General features: G+C 70.1%; 17 protein-coding genes and 2 tRNA genes. 4 read left to right on the forward strand and 15 right to left on the reverse strand.

The annotated features are described in order from the left end of the window. Positions 1 to 101: 101 nt before the first annotated feature. The 7 genes from LGI35_RS10735 to pgsA all read right to left on the reverse strand — a co-directional run bounded on the left by LGI35_RS10735 (position 102) and on the right by pgsA (position 6,003). Positions 102 to 854: a YebC/PmpR family DNA-binding transcriptional regulator gene (locus LGI35_RS10735; RefSeq protein ID WP_116503363.1), complete on the reverse strand. Its 753-nt coding sequence runs from the start codon at positions 852 to 854 to the stop codon at positions 102 to 104. 75 nt (positions 855 to 929) lie between these two features. Next, positions 930 to 1,535, reverse strand: coding sequence for a pyridoxal 5'-phosphate synthase glutaminase subunit PdxT (gene pdxT / locus LGI35_RS10740; protein WP_116503361.1), 606 nt, complete (start codon positions 1,533 to 1,535; stop codon positions 930 to 932). Continuing rightward, positions 1,535 to 2,383 carry a pyridoxal 5'-phosphate synthase lyase subunit PdxS gene (gene pdxS, locus LGI35_RS10745; protein WP_234374648.1) on the reverse strand — a complete coding sequence of 283 codons (849 nt, stop codon included), beginning with the start codon at positions 2,381 to 2,383 and terminating at the stop codon, positions 1,535 to 1,537. Before pdxS ends, pdxT begins: the two co-directional genes overlap by 1 nt. Positions 2,384 to 2,624: 241 nt before the next feature. Continuing rightward, positions 2,625 to 3,170: a LemA family protein gene (locus LGI35_RS10750; protein WP_116503357.1), complete on the reverse strand. Its 546-nt coding sequence runs from the start codon at positions 3,168 to 3,170 to the stop codon at positions 2,625 to 2,627. 99 nt (positions 3,171 to 3,269) lie between these two features. Beyond that, complete coding sequence (locus tag LGI35_RS10755; protein ID WP_227293660.1) at positions 3,270 to 4,430, reverse strand: glycosyltransferase family 4 protein; 1,161 nt, start codon at positions 4,428 to 4,430, stop codon at positions 3,270 to 3,272. After that, entirely contained in the window at positions 4,427 to 5,332 is a 906-nt protein-coding gene (locus tag LGI35_RS10760) for a phosphatidylinositol mannoside acyltransferase (RefSeq protein ID WP_227293661.1), read from the reverse strand. The genes LGI35_RS10755 and LGI35_RS10760 overlap by 4 nt, the downstream gene beginning before the upstream one ends. Next, positions 5,329 to 6,003 (reverse strand): phosphatidylinositol phosphate synthase, encoded by a 675-nt coding sequence (gene pgsA / locus LGI35_RS10765; protein ID WP_227293662.1) that lies wholly within the window; start codon positions 6,001 to 6,003, stop codon positions 5,329 to 5,331. Before pgsA ends, LGI35_RS10760 begins: the two co-directional genes overlap by 4 nt. A gap of 269 nt (positions 6,004 to 6,272) precedes the next feature. Here pgsA and LGI35_RS10770 point away from each other — a divergent pair, with 269 nt between their 5' ends. Continuing rightward, positions 6,273 to 8,480, forward strand: coding sequence for an elongation factor G-like protein EF-G2 (locus LGI35_RS10770; protein ID WP_227293663.1), 2,208 nt, complete (start codon positions 6,273 to 6,275; stop codon positions 8,478 to 8,480). A 190-nt stretch (positions 8,481 to 8,670) separates the two neighbouring features. Beyond that, entirely contained in the window at positions 8,671 to 10,338 is a 1,668-nt protein-coding gene (locus tag LGI35_RS10775; protein WP_227293664.1) for a hypothetical protein, read from the forward strand. Positions 10,339 to 10,391: 53 nt separating this feature from the next. On the opposite strand, the gene LGI35_RS10780 is transcribed toward LGI35_RS10775, so the two are convergent. Then, the gene (locus tag LGI35_RS10780) at positions 10,392 to 10,958 is read right to left on the reverse strand and encodes an HIT family protein (protein ID WP_227293665.1); all 567 of its coding nucleotides are present in this window, start codon (positions 10,956 to 10,958) and stop codon (positions 10,392 to 10,394) included. Between the two features lie 66 nt (positions 10,959 to 11,024). Between LGI35_RS10780 and LGI35_RS10785 the strand changes: the two genes are divergently transcribed. Continuing rightward, positions 11,025 to 11,690: a potassium channel family protein gene (locus tag LGI35_RS10785; RefSeq protein WP_227293666.1), complete on the forward strand. Its 666-nt coding sequence runs from the start codon at positions 11,025 to 11,027 to the stop codon at positions 11,688 to 11,690. A 31-nt stretch (positions 11,691 to 11,721) separates the two neighbouring features. Here LGI35_RS10785 and thrS read toward each other — a convergent pair whose 3' ends face one another. From thrS to LGI35_RS10800, 3 genes are all read right to left on the reverse strand, one after another. After that, positions 11,722 to 13,698: a threonine--tRNA ligase gene (thrS, locus tag LGI35_RS10790; protein ID WP_227293667.1), complete on the reverse strand. Its 1,977-nt coding sequence runs from the start codon at positions 13,696 to 13,698 to the stop codon at positions 11,722 to 11,724. A gap of 163 nt (positions 13,699 to 13,861) precedes the next feature. Then, on the reverse strand, positions 13,862 to 15,079 hold the full coding sequence (locus LGI35_RS10795) for a hypothetical protein (protein ID WP_227293668.1): 1,218 nt from the start codon (positions 15,077 to 15,079) through the stop codon (positions 13,862 to 13,864). A 61-nt stretch (positions 15,080 to 15,140) separates the two neighbouring features. Then, positions 15,141 to 15,707 (reverse strand): DUF4365 domain-containing protein, encoded by a 567-nt coding sequence (locus LGI35_RS10800; RefSeq protein ID WP_227293669.1) that lies wholly within the window; start codon positions 15,705 to 15,707, stop codon positions 15,141 to 15,143. A gap of 169 nt (positions 15,708 to 15,876) precedes the next feature. Between LGI35_RS10800 and LGI35_RS10805 the strand changes: the two genes are divergently transcribed. Continuing rightward, complete coding sequence (locus LGI35_RS10805; RefSeq protein WP_227293670.1) at positions 15,877 to 16,602, forward strand: 3'-5' exonuclease; 726 nt, start codon at positions 15,877 to 15,879, stop codon at positions 16,600 to 16,602. A gap of 75 nt (positions 16,603 to 16,677) precedes the next feature. On the opposite strand, the gene LGI35_RS10810 is transcribed toward LGI35_RS10805, so the two are convergent. The 4 genes from LGI35_RS10810 to LGI35_RS10825 all read right to left on the reverse strand — a co-directional run bounded on the left by LGI35_RS10810 (position 16,678) and on the right by LGI35_RS10825 (position 18,179). Further along, a tRNA-Val gene (locus LGI35_RS10810) sits at positions 16,678 to 16,749 on the reverse strand. A 53-nt stretch (positions 16,750 to 16,802) separates the two neighbouring features. Next, positions 16,803 to 17,249 carry an SRPBCC family protein gene (locus LGI35_RS10815; RefSeq protein ID WP_227293671.1) on the reverse strand — a complete coding sequence of 149 codons (447 nt, stop codon included), beginning with the start codon at positions 17,247 to 17,249 and terminating at the stop codon, positions 16,803 to 16,805. Between the two features lie 326 nt (positions 17,250 to 17,575). Next, positions 17,576 to 17,647 (reverse strand) — tRNA-Val (locus LGI35_RS10820). A gap of 85 nt (positions 17,648 to 17,732) precedes the next feature. Further along, a complete protein-coding gene (locus tag LGI35_RS10825) occupies positions 17,733 to 18,179 on the reverse strand; it encodes a TIGR02611 family protein (RefSeq protein WP_227293672.1) in 447 nt (148 codons plus the stop codon). Positions 18,180 to 18,368: the final 189 nt, after the last annotated feature.

Below are 18,368 nucleotides of genomic sequence, written 5' to 3' on the forward strand. Positions count from 1 at the left end.
CCCCTCCTTCGATAGCCAGTTCGTGCAGGCTATCGGGTACCGCTGACAATGCGACGGGCCGACGGGGCGTGTGTCCCGTCGGCCCGTTCGCTGCCTGCGTGTCAGGCGTCGACCTTCTCCATGACCTCGTCGCTCACGTCGAAGTTGGCGAAGACGTTCTGCACGTCGTCGCTGTCCTCGAGCGCGTCGATGAGCTTGAAGATCTTGCGGGCGCCCTCCTCGTCCAGCTCGACCTGCATGGTCGGGACGAAGTTGGCGTCGGCCGAGTCGTAGTCGATGCCGGCCTCCTGGAGCGCGGTGCGCACCGCGACCAGGTCGGTGGCCTCGCTGAGCACCTCGAAGGACTCACCGAGGTCGTTGACCTCTTCGGCGCCCGCGTCGAGCACGGCACCGAGGACGTCGTCCTCGGACAGCTCACCCTTGGGGACGATCACGACACCCTTGCGGTTGAACAGGTACGAGACGGAGCCGGGGTCGGCCATGTTGCCGCCGTTGCGGGTCATGGCGACACGCACGTCGGACGCGGCACGGTTGCGGTTGTCGGTGAGGCACTCGATGAGCACCGCGACGCCGTTGGGACCGTAGCCCTCGTACATGATCGTCTCGTAGTCGGCGCCACCGGCCTCGAGGCCGGCACCGCGCTTGACCGCGGAGTCGATGTTCTTGTTAGGGACCGAGCTCTTCTTGGCCTTCTGGATGGCGTCGAAGAGCGTCGGGTTGCCGGACACGTCGGCGCCGCCCGTGCGGGCAGCGACCTCGATGTTCTTGATCATCTTCGCGAAGAGCTTGCCGCGCTTGGCGTCGATCACGGCCTTCTTGTGCTTCGTCGTAGCCCATTTAGAGTGGCCGGACATCTGCCTGTCTCCTTCGCGTAACCAACCCAGTACGAACTCCCCCTGGCCTCAAGGGCCGGGGGACCCCCCGAGATCCTACAAGGACCCGGCCACCAGCTTCGCCCGCACCATGTCGACGAACAGCGCGTGCATCCTGTGGTCGCCGGTCAGCTCGGGGTGGAAGGACGTGGCGAGGGCGTTTTCCTGCCGTACAGCGACTATGTGCCCGTCGTACTCCGCGAGTACCTCGGCACTGGCGCCCACCGACTCGACCCAGGGGGCGCGGATGAAGACGCCCTCCACGGGGTCGCCCTCCACGCCGCGCACGTCGACCGCCGCCTCGAAGGACTCGTTCTGACGTCCGAAGGCGTTGCGGCGCACGATCATGTCGATCCCGCCGACCGTCTCCTGGCCCGAACGCGGGTCGAGGATCTTGTCGGCGAGAAGGATCATTCCCGCACAGGTGCCGTACACCGGCATGCCTTCACGCACACGCGCGCGAAGGGGCTCCATGAGCCCGAACAGGACGGCCAGCTTGGAGATGGTGGTCGACTCCCCGCCGGGCAGGACGATGCCGTCCACCTCGGCGAGTTCCTCGGGCCGCCGCACGGGCCTGGCCACGGCGTCCGCCGTGGCCAGGGCGACGAGGTGCTCCCGTACGTCGCCCTGGAGCGCGAGGACGCCCACTACGGGAGAGGTCATCACCAGCCCCGGTTCGCGTAGCGCTCGGTCTCGGGGAGGGTGTCGCAGTTGATGCCGACCATGGCCTCGCCCAGGTTGCGGGAGGCGTCCGCGATGATCTTCGGGTCGTCGTAGAAGGTGGTGGCCTTCACGATGGCGGCGGCGCGCTTGGCCGGGTCGCCGGACTTGAAGATGCCGGAGCCGACGAAGACACCCTCGGCGCCGAGCTGGCGCATCAGGGCGGCGTCGGCGGGCGTGGCGACACCACCGGCGGAGAACAGCACCACCGGCAGCTTGCCGAGCTCGGAGACCTCCTTGACGAGCTCGTAGGGGGCGCGAAGCTCCTTGGCGGCGGCGTACAGCTCGTTGTTGTCGAAGCCGCGCAGCTTGGCGATCTCGTTCTTGATCTGGCGCAGGTGGCGGACGGCCTCGACGACGTTGCCCGTGCCGGCCTCGCCCTTCGAGCGGATCATGGCCGCGCCCTCGGCGATGCGGCGCAGGGCCTCGCCGAGGTTGGTGGCGCCGCAGACGAAGGGGGTCGTGAACGCGAACTTGTCGCTGTGGTTGACCTCGTCGGCCGGGGTCAGCACCTCGGACTCGTCGATGTAGTCGACGCCGAGCGACTGCAGGACCTGGGCCTCGACGAAGTGACCGATGCGGGACTTGGCCATGACCGGGATGGAGACGGCCTCGATGATCTCTTCGATCATGTTCGGGTCGGACATCCGGGCCACGCCGCCGTCCTTGCGGATGTCGGCCGGCACCCGCTCGAGCGCCATGACGGCCACCGCGCCGGCATCCTCGGCGATCTTCGCCTGCTCGGCGTTGACGACGTCCATGATCACGCCGCCCTTGAGCTGCTCGGCCATGCCGCGCTTCACGCGCGCGGTGCCGGTGGTTTCGACGGACTGGGGGGTGCTGGACACGGGTGACCTCGCTCGGTGGAAAAGAAAGGGGGGTTGCTACTCCACAGAGGAAACGCCCCGCGACCAGTCCACATCAAGGGCCAATGTCCGACCGGTGGCTCATTCTTCACGAACCTGCCAGGTCACGACCGCGTCATGTGCTGGGCCGGCCGACCCCCTTATGGGGTGGCCGGTCGGCGAGCGCTCATGTGGTGGGCCGGTCGGCGAGCGCGACGGGCGGCTCGTCGTCCATCTCGAAGGCCAGGGGGAACGGCGCGTGACCCGCGAGCCGGAACCAGCGCACCTTGCGGTGCCTGCGCAGGGCGCGTGCGGCCCGTACGGCGTCGTTGTGGAAGCGCCGGGCCATCGGCACCCTGCGGACGGCCTGGGCGAGCTCCTCGGCCGCGTCGGGGCCACCCGGGGCGGCGTGCACCGCCTCCATCTGCCCGGCCTCGCCGAACACGGCCCGCAGCGCCTGGCTCAGCTCGCTCTCGGCGACCTCACGGTGGTCCTCCTCGGCCTGCCGCGCCGCGTGCGCGGCCTCGTACAGGACGATGGAGGCGGCGGGGTCGAGCACTCCGGAGGTGGCCAACTCCTGTGCCACCGAGGCGCGGCGCAGCAGTTGGGCGTCGAGGGCGGCGCGGGCCGCGTCGATCCGGGCGTGCAGCCGGTCGAGACGGCCCGCTGTCCAGCTCAGGTAGAGGCCGACCGCGATGAGGAAGACCGCGATCCAGATCAAAGTGGAGGTCACGGGCGCAAAGGCTACAGCCGTGCACCGCGGCGCCGATCAGCCGCGTGCGGGACGGGCGGGACGTACCGGTTCGTGCGCGGGGCGCGCCGGTACGTCCCGTCAGTCGCGGGCGAGCCCGAACCGGGCCCGCCGTCCGCTGCGTTCGTCGGTGGCCACGGCCGCCGCGCCCGTGGTCACCGTCTCGTACACGGACAGGATGTCCGCCCCCACGGTCGACCAGTCGAAGCGCCGCACGTGCTTGCTGCCACGCTCGCGCAGCTCCTCGCGCCGGCCGGCGTCGCCCAGGAGCCGGACGGCCGAGTCCGCGAGCGCATCCGCGTCCTCGTTGGCGAACAGCTCCCCCGCGCCGCCCTGGTCGAGAACCTGGGCGAACGCGTCGAGGTCCGAGGCCAGCACGGGCGCGCCCGCCGACATGGCCTCGACCAGGATGATGCCGAAGCTCTCGCCGCCGGTGTTGGGGGCCACGTACACGTCGACGCTGCGCAGCAGCCGGGCCTTGTCCTCGTCGCTGACCATGCCGAGGAAGACGACCTGTTCGCGCATCTCGGCGGGCAGGCTCGCGACGGCCTCCTCCTCGTCACCGCGTCCGGCCACGAGCAGCCGGGTTCCGGGCCGCTCGGTCAGGATCCTCGGCAGGGCCTTCATCAGTACGGGAAGACCCTTGCGGGGCTCGTCGATGCGCCCGATGAAGCCGATGGTGCCGCCCTGCCACTCCGCCTTGGGCTCGGCGCGGGCGAAGAAGTCCACGTCGACGCCGTTGGGGATGACGACGGCGTCCCCGCCGAGGTGCTCCACGAGCGTGCGGCGCGCGTACTCGCTCACCGCGATCCGCGCGCTGATCTTCTCCAGGGCGGGCTGGAGGATCGGATACGCGGCGATCATGGCGCGGGAGCGCGGGTTCGACGTGTGGAACGTGGCGACGATCGGGCCCTGCGCGGCCCAGCAGGAGAGCAGCCCCAGCGAGGGCGAGGCCGGCTCATGGATGTGGATCACGTCGAACGTGCCGTCGTGCAGCCAGCGGCGCACGCGCGCGGCGCTCAGGAAGCCGAAGTTGAGCCGAGCGACCGAGCCGTTGTAGGGCACGGGAACGGCACGGCCCGCCGAGATGACGTACGGCGGCAGCGGGGTCTCGTCGTCGGCCGGGGCGAGGACGGACACCTCGTGCCCCAGGGCGATGAGGTGCTCCGCGAGGTCGCGGATGTGGAACTGGACGCCACCCGGCACGTCCCAGGAGTACGGGCAGACGATGCCGATCTTCACGGTCGGCGCTCCTCGAGGTCAGCGAGCCACAAGCGCTGCAGCATGTGCCAGTCCTCCGGGTGGTCGGCGATCCCTGTGGCGAAGGCGTCTGCCAGCGCCTGCGTCATGACAGACGTCTTCTCGGCGCGGGTACCTGTCTCGGGCACCTCGATGGGGGCGTGGATGCGTCCGCGCATGACGGGCGACTCGTCGTACCAGAGGGTGACCGGGAGGAGCAGGGCGCCGGTCTGCTGGGCGAGTATCGCCGGGCCCGCGGGCATGCGCGCGATGTCGCCGAAGAACTTCACCTCGACGCCGGACTCGGACAGATCACGGTCGGCGACCAGGCAGACCAGGCCGCCGGCGCGCAGCCGGCGTGCGAGCGTGCCGAAGGCGGATCCGCCTTCGTGCGGCAGTACCTCCATGCCGAGGCTCTCGCGGTAGGCCACGAAGCGGTCGTAGAGGGTCTCGGGCTTGAGGCGCTCGGCGACGGTCGTGAACGGGGTCTCCAGCTCGGTGGTGACCCAGGCGCCCGCGAGGTCCCAGTTGCCCAGGTGGGGCAGGGCGAGGATGACGCCCCTGTCGGAGGCGAGGCCGTCCGTGAGGTGGTGGACGTCGTCGATGTCGAAGCCGCTCCTGACCCGGTCCGCGCTCCAGGACGGCAGCCGGAACGACTCCATCCAGTACCGCAGGTACGAGCGCATGCCCGCCTTGGAGAGCTGCTTGAGGCGCTCCGGGGAGGCGTCGGGCACCACGCGCGCGAGGTTGGACTCCAGGCGCAGGACGCTCTTGCCGCGCCGCCTCCACGTGAGGTCGGCGATGGTGCGGCCCAGGCCGACCGCGACGGGCTCGGGAAGCTTCTTGACCGTGCTCCAGCCCGCTCCGTAGAGGGCGTCGACGAGTCGTTCGCGCGCGGTGCTCACGATGTGGTCCCGCTCTCCTGGGCGGCCTCGGCGGCGGCCTCCGCGTCGGCCTCGGCCGACTCCCTGCGGACGGTCACCATCCGCTGGATCAGCGTCACGAGGCTGCCCGCGGCGACGGCCCACAGGGCGATCGGCAGCAGGACCTGGATGCCGGGCACACCGAACGTGTGCAGCCCCGCGAGGCCGGCGGCGACGAGGGTGATCACGAGCCGCTCGGCACGCTCCACGAGGCCGTTGACCGCGACCGGCAGGCCGATGGCCTCACCGCGGGCCTTGGTGTACGACACGACCTGGCCGCTGGCGAGGCAGAAGATGGAGACGGCGCACAGCATGTTGTCGGCGCCGGATCCCGCGTACCAGAGGGCGAGGCCGCCGAAGATCGCGCCGTCCGCGACGCGGTCGAGCGTGGAGTCGAGGAACGCGCCCCAGCGGCTGGTGCGGCCGAGCTGGCGCGCCATGTTGCCGTCCACGAGGTCCGAGAACACGAACAGCGTGATGACGATCGTGCCCCAGAAGAACTCCCCGCGGGGGAAGAAGACCAGCGCGCCCGCCACGACCCCGGCCGTACCGAGGAGCGTGACCGCGTCGGGGCTGACCCCGCGACGGATGAGAAACGCGGCGAACGGTGTGAGGACACGCGTGAAGAATGCACGCGCGTACTTGTTCAGCATGGCCTTCCCGAGGGTCGGATGGCCGCGCGGCCCTTCTGGCCACCGGCTGGCCCATCGTAGTCACGCGCGCGCGTGGACGACCTACGGGCACCCGCGCGCCCCGGGGGATCACGTACGACGTATGGACGCACCGTGAAGCGAGTGGAAAGCTCGAAGACACCGCGGGCGTCGTCGGAGCCGCCATCGCGGGTCCCGCGTGTCCGCGCCCAATGGGACCCCCTCTTCAGCAGGGGTGCCACCTCACCGTGCAAGTAACCGGGAGGCAAGGCATGGGCGACAAGGCGAACACACACACCGGAGCCGCCGGCAGGGCTACGGCGGCCGACCACCCCGCATCCGTGAGGAATGTGGTGCTGGTCGGCCACAGCGGATCGGGCAAGACGACGTTGGTGGAGGCTCTCGCGCTGACCGCGGGGGCGGTGAACAGGGCGGGCCGGGTGGAGGACGGGACCGCCGTTTCCGACTACGACGAGATCGAGCACCGGCAGCAGCGGTCGGTGCAGCTCTCCCTGGTGCCCCTCGAATGGGACGGGTACAAGATCAATCTTCTGGACACCCCCGGATACGCGGATTTCGTCGGGGAGCTGAGGGCCGGTCTGCGGGCAGCGGACGCGGCCCTCTTCGTCGTCTCGGCGTCCGACGGGCCCGAGACCATGGCGGGCGCGACGCGCATGGTGTGGGAGGAGTGCGCGGCGGTCGGCATGCCGCGCGCCATCGTGGTGACGCATCTGGAGGCGGCGCGCTCCGACTTCGAACAGATGACGCGGACGTGCGAGACGTTCTTCGGCGGCGACGACCCGGACGCCGTCATCCCGCTCTACCTGCCCCTGCACGGTGAGCCGGGGCCCGACGGGCACGCGCCGGTCACCGGCCTCGTCGGCCTCCTGTCGCAGCGCGTCTTCGACTACGCGTCGGGCGAGCGCAAGGAGTCCGAGCCGGACCCGGATCAGCTGCCGCTCATCGCGGAGGCACGCAACCGTCTGATCGAGGGGATCATCGCCGAGAGCGAGGACGAGACCCTCATGGACCGCTATCTGAGCGGCGAGGAGATCGACCACAAGACGCTGGTCGGGGACCTGGAGCGGGCCGTCGCGCGCGGTGTCTTCCACCCGGTGCTCGCCGCGGCCCCGGCGGCTCCGGGCGCCCGGCAGGGCATCGGCACGGTCGAGCTGCTCGAACTCATCACGGGCGGCTTCCCCACTCCCCTGGAGCGCGCGGCCCCCGTGGTCACCACCCCGTCGGGCGACGCGCGCACGGTGAACGTCTGCGATCCGGAAGGCCCTCTGGTCGCCGAGGTCGTGAAGACGGCGTCCGATCCGTACGTGGGCCGGATCTCGCTGGTACGGATCTTCTCCGGAACCCTGCGCCCCGACGACACGGTGCATGTGTCGGGGCACGGCCTCGCCGACCGCGGCCACGAGGACCACGACGTCGACGAACGCATCGGCGCCCTCTCGTCGCCCTTCGGGAAACAGCAGCGCGTGCTCTCCCACTGCATCGCCGGTGACATGGCGTGCGTGGCCAAGCTCGGCAGGGCGGAGACCGGCGACACCCTCTCCGCCAAGGACGACCCGCTCCTCATGGAGCCGTGGGACATGCCGGACCCACTGCTTCCGCTGGCGATCGAGGCACACAGCAAGCCGGACGAGGACAAGCTCTCGCAGGGCCTGTCCCGGCTGGTCGCCGAGGACCCGACGATGCGGCTCGAACAGAACCAGGCCACCCACCAGGTCGTTCTGTGGTGCCTCGGTGAGGCACACGCGGACGTCGCCCTGGAGCGGCTGCGCAACCGGTACGGGGTCCAGGTCGACGTCGTCCCGCACAAGGTGTCGCTGAGGGAGACGTTCGCCGACAGGTCGGCAGGGCGCGGGCGCCATGTGAAGCAGTCCGGCGGGCACGGGCAGTTCGCGATCTGCGAGATCGAGGTGGAGCCGCTGCCGAACGGCTCCGGCATCGAGTTCGTGGACAAGGTCGTCGGCGGCGCGGTGCCGCGGCAGTTCATCCCGTCCGTGGAGAAGGGCGTACGGGCACAGGCCGCGAAGGGCGTGGCCGCGGGCTATCCCCTCATCGACGTGCGGATCACACTGCTCGACGGCAAGTCGCACTCGGTGGACTCCTCCGACGCGGCGTTCCAGACGGCGGGCGCGCTGGCGCTGCGGGAGGCGGCGGCGGACGCGAAGATCCATCTCCTGGAGCCGGTGGCCGAGGTGCAGGTGCTCGTCGCGGACGACTACGTGGGCGCGGTGATGAGCGACCTGTCGGGGCGGCGTGGCCGCGTGGTCGGCACGGAACAGGCGCCGGGGTCTCGCACGCTCGTACGAGCCGAGATCCCGGAGATCGAGATCGGCCGGTACGCGGTGGACCTGCGGTCGCTGTCGCACGGCACGGGGCGGTTCAGCCGGGCGTATGCGCGGCACGAGCCGATGCCTTCGCAGCTGGGCGACAGGATGCGCGAACAGGCGCAGGACGTCTCGTAGTTGACCGTCCCCCGGCCACCCGACAGCCGGGCCGCCCGCCCGTTCCCCCTCCGGGCGGGCGGCTTCGGCCGTCCCCTGACGGATGTCGGTGCGCCCGGATACGCTGATGACCTGATCAAGCCGATGACCTGATCAACAGGTGTGCGGGGCAAGGAAGTCGGGAAAGCCGCAGGAGCGAAGGCGCGCGGCGATGGGGGCGGCAGTGGCGGACGACGTATTCGACTTCAGGCCCGGAGCGCAGGTGCCGTTGCACGGCTCCGCGGGCCAGACCGCGGCCACGTACGCCCTCGCTTCGGCGGCGTACCGGGACGCGAAGGTGGACGATCTGCTCGCCGCCAACAGCGAGTGGCACAAGTCCGATGTGAAGAAGGGCCTTTGGTCGCTGGCGGCGCCGAATCTGGGCGAGGCGTTCTCGCGGGCCGTCCAGGGCCGGCTGCTCGGCGGCGCCCGCAAGCCGCTCATCCAGTCCTTCGGCACCGAGCCTCAGGTCGTCGTCGAGCACTGCCTCGCGGCGAACCGGATCCGTAAGCAGCGCGACAGCTGGCTGACGGCCGTGATGGCGCTGTGCGGCCTGCTCTTCCTGCCGGGCCTGATCGTGTGGCTGCTCGTCTTCCAGGTCCGCCGCATGATCGCCGGCCACGAGAACAAGCGCATGGCCGCGCTGTTCACGGCGCTGATGGTGGCGGTCGCGGCCGTCGCCGTGATCTTCATGGTCAAGCTGCCGTTCACGGGCTTCTGGGCCTGGTATCTGCGGGCGGCGATCGTGGCGCCCGTGGTCGGCTGGCTGTGGGCCCGGCAGATCTGCGAGCGCACGGCGCAGGACATGCGGGAGCGCTGGGACAGCCTGCTCGCGGGCGGCGGCATCGGCGCCAAGATCCCGGAGGCGGTGCCCGGCAGCCCGGGCGAGACGGCCGCCGAGCGGCTGCGCCAGAGCCTCGCCAAGCTGACCGCCGAGCAGCAGTCGAACGCAGTGTTCTACGCGGGCCCCAAGGGCATCCTCGGCATGGGCACCCGCTGGGGCAGCTGGCAGCTCGCCGAGGAGCTGACCCCCCGCGACGAGGGCGCGGAGATCCACCCGTTCCGCAGCTGGGACGTCATACGGGCGGTCCACGACAAGCTGCGGCTCCTGGAGCGCGGCCCGCTGCACACGGGCGGCTTCCCGACGCCGTCGATCAAGCACTGGATCGTCTCGCCGATCGGGGAGAACGCGAAGAAGGTGGCCCGGCCCACCGGCACCGACGTCGAGGCCTTCCAGATCAAGAACCACGAGATACAGCGGATCTGCAACGAGCAGCAGTTCGGCAGCGGCGACCGCCACTATCTGGGCGTGCAGTTCACGCTCTGGGACGGCCAGTTGGTGATCACGATGCTGATCACGGTGACGGTGCTGCACGAGACGCTGCGCATCGAGGTCACGGGCCATGCGCTCGGCCCGGTGCACTCCCTGTTCACGACGAAGCCCGAGCCGAAGGTGAAGGAAGTCGCCAAGCCCATCAAGTTCTGGGAGACGGTGGAGAAGAAGCTCCCCCTGATCGAGCCCGACGAGGTGGTCCGCCTCGCGGTGCGCGCGCCCTTCACCTGGTATCCGCCGCTCCTGGACTTCATCGGCGGCAAGCTGATCCTGCCCGAGCCCTTCGGACTGCGGCACGCCTGGGCGGACAAGCCGTGGCGGCACCGCTTCATGGCGGACGACGCGCTGCGCACGGCCACCCCGGTCCTGCGCGTGGTGCACGCGGCGGCCATCAAGGTCCTTGAGGAGAACGGCGTGGACACCGAGAAATTCGGTACGCGCTCGACGTTCCTCAGCGGCCTGGTCCAGTCCCCGACGCCTACGAACGCGGACGTGTACGACGCCTAGCCGGGCCCGGCCGGCCCTGGGCGTACGCGCCCGGCCGGCCGGTCACGATCGCCTCAGTCGGCGTCCGGCCAGGCCTTGGCCAGCGCGGTCCTGGTGTCGCCGAGCAGCTGCGGCAGCACCTTGGTGTGCCCCACCACGGGCATGAAGTTGGTGTCCCCGCCCCAGCGCGGAACGATGTGCTGGTGCAGGTGCGCGGCGATGCCGGCCCCCGCCACCGCGCCCTGGTTCATGCCGATGTTGAAACCGTGCGCCCCGGACGCGGTGCGCAGCGCGGCCATCGCGCGCTTGGTGAAGAGGGCCAGCTCGGCGGTCTCGCCGTCGTCCAGATCCGTGTAGTCGGCGACGTGCCGGTACGGCAGGACCATCAAGTGGCCGCCGTTGTACGGATAGAGGTTGAGGATCGCGTAGACGCTCGCGCCGCGCGCTACGATCAGCGCTTCCTCGTCGGTCATGCCGGGTGCGGCGCAGAACGGACAGCCGTCGTCGGCTCCCGGTCCGGTCGGCTTGTTCTCCCCCTGGATGTAGGCCATCCGGTGCGGCGTCCAAAGGCGCCCGAACCCGTCCGGCTCACCCACCGGCCCCGTGTGCTGCTCCGGCTCACTCGTCATGTGGTGCAGCATATGGCTTCGCCCGTTCGGAGCGTGTCGGCGGGGCAGGTCCCGGTCTCCGGCCGCGATCCTTGATCGATGGACGAGAGACGGCGCACGCCGTGGGAGCACCGGATGGAGACCCCGCTGACGCTGGCGTCCCTGCTGTTCCTCGCGTCGTACGCGGTCAGAGTCCTGGGGCACGGGCTTCCGGACGCGGTGCGCGACGCGTGTCTCGCGGTGACCTCCGCCGCCTGGGCCGTCTTCGCGCTGGACTTCGCCGTCCGGTGGCGCCACAGCGGCAAGGGGCTCTCGTTCGTGCGCCACCACTGGCTGGACGCGGTGGTCACGATGCTGCCGCTGCTGCGCCCGCTGCAGGTCGTGCGGACCTACGACGCGGTGCGGCGGCGGCACGAAGAACCACGGCTCAGCCTGCACGCGCGCGTGGCGACCTACGCCGGGATGTCCGCCACATTGCTCGGGTTCGCGGCGGCACTGGCCGTGTACCAGGTCGAGCGCGGGCAGCCGCACGCCACGATCCGTACCTTCGGGGACTCCGTGTGGTGGGCCTGCTCGACGCTGGCGACCGTCGGATACGGGGACGTGGTGCCGGTGACCCCGCTCGGGCGTCTGGTGGCGGTGGCTCTGATGGGGTGCGGTGTGGCGCTGCTCGGAGCGATCACGGGTGCGTTCTCGTCCTGGATGTTCCAGGTGTTCAGGCGCGACGACGAGAGGCCCCCGGGGGACTTCCCGGGGGCCTCCTGATGTCGTACGCCGCTGCCGTCAGCGGCGGGCGTCAGACCTGCACGCGCTCCTCGACGACCTTGACGATCTTCTCGATCGCCTCGTCGACCGGGATGCCGTTCTCCTGCGAGCCGTCGCGGTAGCGGAAGGAGACGGCGCCGGCCGCCATGTCCTCGTCGCCCGCGATGATCATGAACGGCACCTTCTGCTTCTGCGCGTTCCTGATCTTCTTCTGCATACGGTCCGACGAAGAGTCCACATCGACGCGCAGCCCCTTCCGCTTCGCCTTGGCCGCGAACTCCTCGAGGTACGGGATGTGCGCGTCGCCGATCGGGATGCCGACCGCCTGCACCGGCGCGAGCCAGGCCGGGAAGGCACCCGCGTAGTGCTCGAGGAGCACCGCGAAGAACCGCTCGATGGAGCCGAACAGCGCGCGGTGGATCATGACCGGGCGCTGCTTGGTGCCGTCGGGGCCGGTGTACTCCAGGTTGAAGCGCTCCGGCAGGTTGAAGTCGAGCTGCACGGTCGACATCTGCCAGGTGCGGCCGATGGCGTCCTTCGCCTGGACGGAGATCTTCGGGCCGTAGAACGCGGCGCCGCCCGGGTCCGGGACCAGCGGGAGGCCCTGCTTCTCTGCGACCTGGCGCAGCGTCTCGGTGGCCTCTTCCCAGATCTCGTCGGAGCCGACGAACTTCTCCGGGTCCTTGGTGGACAGCTCCAGGTAGAAGTCGGTGAGGCCGTAGTCGCGCAGCAGGCCGAGGACGAAGGTGAGCGTCTTGTCGAGCTCCTCCGCCATCTGCTCCTTGGTGCAGTAGATGTGCGCGTCGTCCTGCGTGAAGCCGCGGGCGCGGGTGAGGCCGTGCACGACGCCCGACTTCTCGTACCGGTACACGGTGCCGAACTCGAAGAGGCGCAGGGGCAGTTCACGGTAGGAACGCCCGCGCGCATCGAAGATCAGGTTGTGCATCGGGCAGTTCATGGGCTTGAGGTAGTAGTCCACGCCCTCGTCGAGCTGCATGGGCGGGTACATGCCGTCGGCGTACCAGTCCAGGTGGCCCGAGGTCTCGAAGAGCTTCCCCTTCGTGGCGTGGGGGGTGTAGACGAACTCGTAGCCCTCCTCCTCGTGCCGGCGGCGCGAGTAGTCCTCCATGACCCGGCGGATGATGCCGCCCTTGGGGTGGAAGACGGCCAGACCGGAACCGATCTGGTCGGGGATGGAGAACAGGTCCAGCTCGTTGCCCAGCTTGCGGTGGTCGCGCTTCTCGGCCTCGGCGAGGAACTCCAGGTGCGCCTTCAGCTCGTCCTTCGACGGCCAGGCGGTGCCGTAGATGCGCTGGAGCATCGAGTTCTTCTCGCTGCCGCGCCAGTACGCCGCCGCGTTCCGCATCAGCTTGAACGCCGGGATGTTGCGGGTGGTGGGCAGGTGGGGACCGCGGCAGAGGTCCTTCCAGCACAGGTCACCGGTCTTGGCGTCGAGGTTGTCGTAGATGGTCAGCTCGCCGCCGCCCACCTCGACATTCGCACCGTCGTCGGTGGACGCGGAGCCCTTGATGCCGATGAGCTCCAGCTTGTACGGCTCGTCGGCCAGCTCCTCGCGGGCGTCCTCGTCGGTGACGACACGGCGCGAGAAGCGCTGCCCGCGCTTCTGGATCTCCTGCATCTTCTTCTCGATGGCCTTGAGATCCTCGGGCGTGAAGGGCTTCTCCACGTCGAAGTCGTAGTAGAAGCCGTCCTTGACCGGCGGGCCGATGCCCAGCTTGGCGTCGGGGAACAGCTCCTGCACGGCCTGCGCCATCACGTGGGCGGTGGAGTGGCGCAGGATGTTGAGGCCGTCCTCGGAGGAGATCTCGACGGGCTCGACCTCCTCGCCGTCCTGCACGGCGTACGCGAGGTCCTTCAGCTCGCCGGCCACACGGGCGGCGACGATGGTGCGCTCGCCGGCGAAGAGCTCGGCCGCCGTAGTGCCCGTCGTCACCACGCGCTCTTCCCGCTCGGAATCGCGTTGGATGATCACACGGACGTCTGACACCGGACTCTCCTGACTGACGGGGGCACGCGATGCTCTGGCCACGCGCGCAATACACAGAGGATCGTACCGAGCCCCGGGCCCGACTCGCGAAACGGCATCGACGCGGCCCGCGCCGCGATCCCCGTGCACACGCCGGGAACCCCCTGCTCACGAGCCCGTGGGCTCAGTCGTCCCCGCTGCATGCCTCCTCGAAGAAGTCCAGATTCTCCTGGAGCGACTTCATCAGCCGGTCCCGCTCGGCCTCCTCCACCTGTACGGGCACCACCTCGCTCGCCCCGGTCAGCCGCCGGAAGCCGCCCCGGCTCTCCAGCCGCCCGTGCACCCTGATCGGCAGCCCCACGAGATGCGCGTGCCCCGCCGTCCGGTACGCCTCCTCGTCCAGCGTCATCCGGACGTGCGGCACATCGGCGCCCCCCATGACGTGCAGCCGCACCGTGCCCTCTCCGCGCGGACCCGATCTGCGCATGCGCACGACGGTCCCGGTGATGCGGACGGCGATGGACGGCTCGGACTGCAGATAGCGGGCGCTCGCCTCCCGCAGCGCCGACAGGTCGCCGGGCGAGAACTCGACGGGGGCGTCCCCGGCCGTGCACTCGTCGGGCACCCCGGCCGCCGGTGACCACTCCACGCCGACCCGGGCTCCCTCCGTACCGCGGACGAGGGCGACGAGCGCTTCGACGAGCTCGTGGCTCACCCCCGCCTCGACCGCGCCGTCGAAGGCGTCCATGCCGCCGGTGGCCCGCCGGTAGTCGATGGCCTCGCGGGCCGCGTACAGCGCCTGGTGGAGCCGGACGGCGAGCGCGCGGCCCGCGGCGACGGGCACGAACGCGGTGAGCCTGCGGCCGCCGGGAGCATCCCCGACGAGGACAGTCTCCAGGGACGCGGCGGCGGGCCTGCGGTGGCGGGCGCCGTAGTAGCCGGCCCGGCTCCGGGCGGCGAGCGCGGCGGCCAGCAGCATCCGCCGGGCGGCGGCGCGCAGTTGCTCCTCCACCGGCCACGCGGTGCTGCCCGCGGGCCCGGCCGGCACATCGCGCCACCAGCGGATCTCGTCGCTCGGCACGGCGAGCGAGACGAGAACCTCCCGCGCGGAGGGCGATCCGCTGCGTTCCAGTGCCTCGAGCGCCTCGCCGAGCAGGTCATCGCTGTCGGGAAAGGCGCGGGTCTCCGGCACGAGGAGGCTGGTGCGCCCGGAGGCGCCGGGCAGCGTCCAGCGCACATAGCGCCCGGTGGCGCCGCCGCGGCGTTCCCAGCCGTGCCGGTCGAGCAGTGCGTTGAGCACGACCGGGTCGACCTGCTCCGGCCCGGGGCCTTCGAGGTCGACGGGATGGGATCGGGCGGTGTTCAGGGCGCGAAGGCGCTCGTCGGTCGGGCGGTACTGCATCAGGGTCTCCCTCCCTGTCGGTCAGGGCCTCCCGCGTCGCCTGTCAGGGCCCCCGCGTCCTTCAGGGCCTCCCGCCCGTCCCGATCCGCGTCATGATCTCGCAGAGCGCGCGGTCGTCGAAGATCCGCGAGGTCGGGATGCGCACGGTGGTGCGGCGCCTTCCTGTCACGGCGTGGCCGGCCAGGTTGGTCCAGTAGCAGCAGTGCCGCAGGTCGAGCCGGTCGTGACCGGCCCGCAGCCAGTCGTCCTGCGAGCGCGGCACGATCATCACGACCAGGATCTTGTGCACCGACACCGGTGTGCGGGCGAGCTTCTCCAGGTGTGCGTTGTCGAGCGTGAAGGAGAAGGACGGCCCCGGCGGCTTCGGCGGGAGCTGGTACGTGCACTTGAGCTGCACCTTGATGGTGACCTCGTCGTCGACCGTGTGCCCGGGGGCGCTGTGGCTGACGTGCCAGTCGATTCCGTTGTCGGGGAACGGCTGAGAGAGCGAACAGCCCGCGGCTGCCGCTACGGCGTGCAGGTAGCCCACCTGGAGTGTCTCCATGCAGGCGGTGGTGGCGAGTGTGCCGCGCGGCGGTGCGATCCGCTCGGGCAGCAGCCCACCCTGTTCGGGCTGCGCGAGCGCCATGTCCAACTGACCTTCCGAAACAGGTGAATCCCCTGGACGGGCCGCTGAACTGCCGTGACCCGTATCTGTGTTGTCTCCGGTCGGCGTACGACGCAAACAGCCCGGGTATCACCGAAGCGGGCAGCAGCGAGGGGCCATCTGCCAGGTGTGAACGAGGAGTTGCATTGACATGACGTGCTGGTACGAGGGTCCTCTGGCTGCTTTCGACACCGAGACCACCGGCGTGGACGTGGAGAGCGATCGCATCGTGTCGGCCGCGATCGTGGTGCAGGACGCCGCGGGCAGCCGGCCGCGCGTCTCACGCTGGCTCGTGAATCCGGGGGTGCCGGTGCCGGCCGGAGCGACGGAGGTGCACGGCCTGACGGACGAGCACCTCCAGCGCAACGGCCGCTGGCCGGCTCCGGTCATGGAGGAGATAGCCCGGCTGCTGGGCGAGCAGGCCGCGGCGGGGCGCCCGCTCGTGGTGATGAACGCGCCGTTCGATCTGACGCTCCTGGACCGGGAGTTGCGGCGACATCGCGCCTCCGCACTCGGCCGCTACATGGAGAGCTCGCCGCTGTGCGTCCTCGATCCGCGCGTCCTCGACAAACACCTGGACCGCTACCGCAAGGGCCGCCGCACCCTGACGGACCTGTGCGCGCACTACGAGGTGGAGCTGGAGGGCGCGCACGACGCGGCCGCGGACGCGCAGGCGTCCCTGGACGTCGTACGGGCCGTGGGGCGCCGCTTCGCGGGTCGCCTGGAGCGCCTGTCCCCCGCCGAGCTGCACACCCTTCAGGCGGTGTGGCACGCCGCGCAGGCGCGTGGGCTGCAGGCGTGGTTCGCACGCAGCGGCAATCCTGAGACGGTGGATCCGGCGTGGCCGATGCGTACGGAACTGCGCGAAGCCGCCTGACAGTTGCCCGAACAGGCTGGATCCCGGGGCACGGAAAAGCCGGTCCGTCTGCTGACGGACCGGCTTTCTTCCGGGTGGGCGATACTGGGTTCGAACCAGTGACCTCTTCGGTGTGAACGAAGCGCTCTCCCACTGAGCTAATCGCCCGGGAACGGGTTGAACCATACAGGCCCCGGCGGGTTTCCAACAAACCGGTTCGGTCAGCACCGCCTCAGATGCGCGACGAGCCCGTGCCGTCCGCCCCGCATCATCAGCGCGTGGTTGACGAGGAACACCGGCCTGCCGACGAGGGCGAACCGCCGCAACAGGGGTTTGCACACCTCCACCCCCTGCTCGTACAGCGCGCGCGTACCGCCCGCATGCGCGCGCACGGTCCAGCGCACCCAGCCCTCCAGGTCGCCGGACAGGGCGATCTCCAGGACCCCGGCCTCGGTGTCGCGGCGCAGGGCGGTGGCCGTCACGAACAGGTCGTACGGGAGGAGCGAGCGGAAGCGGGCGGTGCCGCGGCGCTCGTCGAGGGGCGTCGCCTCGCGCACTTGGGACCACCACAGGGGGTAGTCCTCGGCGCGCTCGAGGGCCGCGAACACGTCGGCGGGCTCCGCGGGCAGGTCCCAGACACTGCGGAAGCGGTAGTGGTTCCAGTCCATGGTGCGAGTCTTCCCCGTTACGCGGCGACTCACCTGAACGTGAATTGGCGTGATGACGACGGCCATTGATTCACCGTCAGAACTTCCGGATTCCCGACGAAGTCCGGGAACTCTGAAACGGGGTCAGGTTCGCCCGCCCACCGAATTACCGAAGGCGCCCCGCGGGATTTATATCCCAGGCATCCGTACGGATTATGGGATTCCTGTTCCGGTCGCCGGACACCAGGAGCGCACCGCGATCAGAAAGCGCTTGCCGATCATGCAGCCGGACACGGAAACGCCGAGTGCCCCGGAGGCTTGAAGCCTCCGGGGCACTCGGTCCGGGGTGGGCGATACTGGGTTCGAACCAGTGACCTCTTCGGTGTGAACGAAGCGCTCTCCCACTGAGCTAATCGCCCGGGCGCAGAGAGAACATTACCGCATGTCAGCAGGTGCTCCGACCAGCCCTGACACCCCCGGCGCGACCCCCGCGGGCCGCCCCGCTCACTCCTTGATCTTCCACGGCATCTCGAAGCCGAACTTCCACACGTAGATCGCCACGAGCACCGCGATGATCACCACGCCGACCGAGGTCAGGATGATGTTCCGCCGGCGCACCGCGGGGTCGAGCGCGCGCTGCGTGGCCTCGGTGACCTTGCGCTTCGTCCAGCGGAGCACGAGCTGCGCCCAGACGAACTCGGTCGCCCAGATCGCCATGCCGCCGAAGATCACCAGCCAGCCCGGGCCCGGCAGCGGCAGCATGATCACGCCCGCCACCACCACCGCGAGCCCGACCACGAAGACGCCGACCTGCCAGCTCAGATGCAGGGCCCTGCGGGCCTTGATGAACTCCGGCGCCCGCGAGCCGAGCTCCGGCTCGGCCTTCGCCCCGTCCCTCGTCGTCGCGGCCAAGGATTCGGACTCGGCCGCCTCGTCACTCCCCGTATTCATACAACCAAACCTACCCGACGGAATCCCGTCACCGGAATGGCCGCTCCGGGCCGAGAAACACTCCGCCGTCCGAGCTACCTAAAGGCACTCAAAACACTCAGAGGGGTTTACAACGGCACCGTAGGTGGCATGTCGATTTCGCCGACGTGCGAATCCCCGAGCGCACACTGAGCGAAAGGCCCTGGCGCT

Origin of the sequence: Streptomyces longhuiensis (genome assembly GCF_020616555.1) — a bacterium.
Lineage (GTDB): Bacteria > Actinomycetota > Actinomycetes > Streptomycetales > Streptomycetaceae > Streptomyces > Streptomyces longhuiensis.

Coding starts and splice junctions, on each gene's coding strand:
- LGI35_RS10735 (WP_116503363.1), bottom strand. CDS start 854: ATGTCCGGCCACTCTAAATGGGCTACGACGAAGCACAAGAAGGCCGTG.
- pdxT (WP_116503361.1), bottom strand. CDS start 1,535: ATGACCTCTCCCGTAGTGGGCGTCCTCGCGCTCCAGGGCGACGTACGG.
- pdxS (WP_234374648.1), bottom strand. CDS start 2,383: ATGGCCGAGCAGCTCAAGGGCGGCGTGATCATGGACGTCGTCAACGCC.
- pgsA (WP_227293662.1), bottom strand. CDS start 6,003: ATGCTGAACAAGTACGCGCGTGCATTCTTCACGCGTGTCCTCACACCG.
- LGI35_RS10770 (WP_227293663.1), top strand. CDS start 6,273: ATGGGCGACAAGGCGAACACACACACCGGAGCCGCCGGCAGGGCTACG.
- LGI35_RS10775 (WP_227293664.1), top strand. CDS start 8,671: ATGGGGGCGGCAGTGGCGGACGACGTATTCGACTTCAGGCCCGGAGCG.
- LGI35_RS10780 (WP_227293665.1), bottom strand. CDS start 10,958: ATGCTGCACCACATGACGAGTGAGCCGGAGCAGCACACGGGGCCGGTG.
- LGI35_RS10785 (WP_227293666.1), top strand. CDS start 11,025: ATGGACGAGAGACGGCGCACGCCGTGGGAGCACCGGATGGAGACCCCG.
- LGI35_RS10795 (WP_227293668.1), bottom strand. CDS start 15,079: ATGCAGTACCGCCCGACCGACGAGCGCCTTCGCGCCCTGAACACCGCC.
- LGI35_RS10800 (WP_227293669.1), bottom strand. CDS start 15,707: ATGGCGCTCGCGCAGCCCGAACAGGGTGGGCTGCTGCCCGAGCGGATC.
- LGI35_RS10805 (WP_227293670.1), top strand. CDS start 15,877: ATGACGTGCTGGTACGAGGGTCCTCTGGCTGCTTTCGACACCGAGACC.
- LGI35_RS10815 (WP_227293671.1), bottom strand. CDS start 17,249: ATGGACTGGAACCACTACCGCTTCCGCAGTGTCTGGGACCTGCCCGCG.
- LGI35_RS10825 (WP_227293672.1), bottom strand. CDS start 18,179: ATGAATACGGGGAGTGACGAGGCGGCCGAGTCCGAATCCTTGGCCGCG.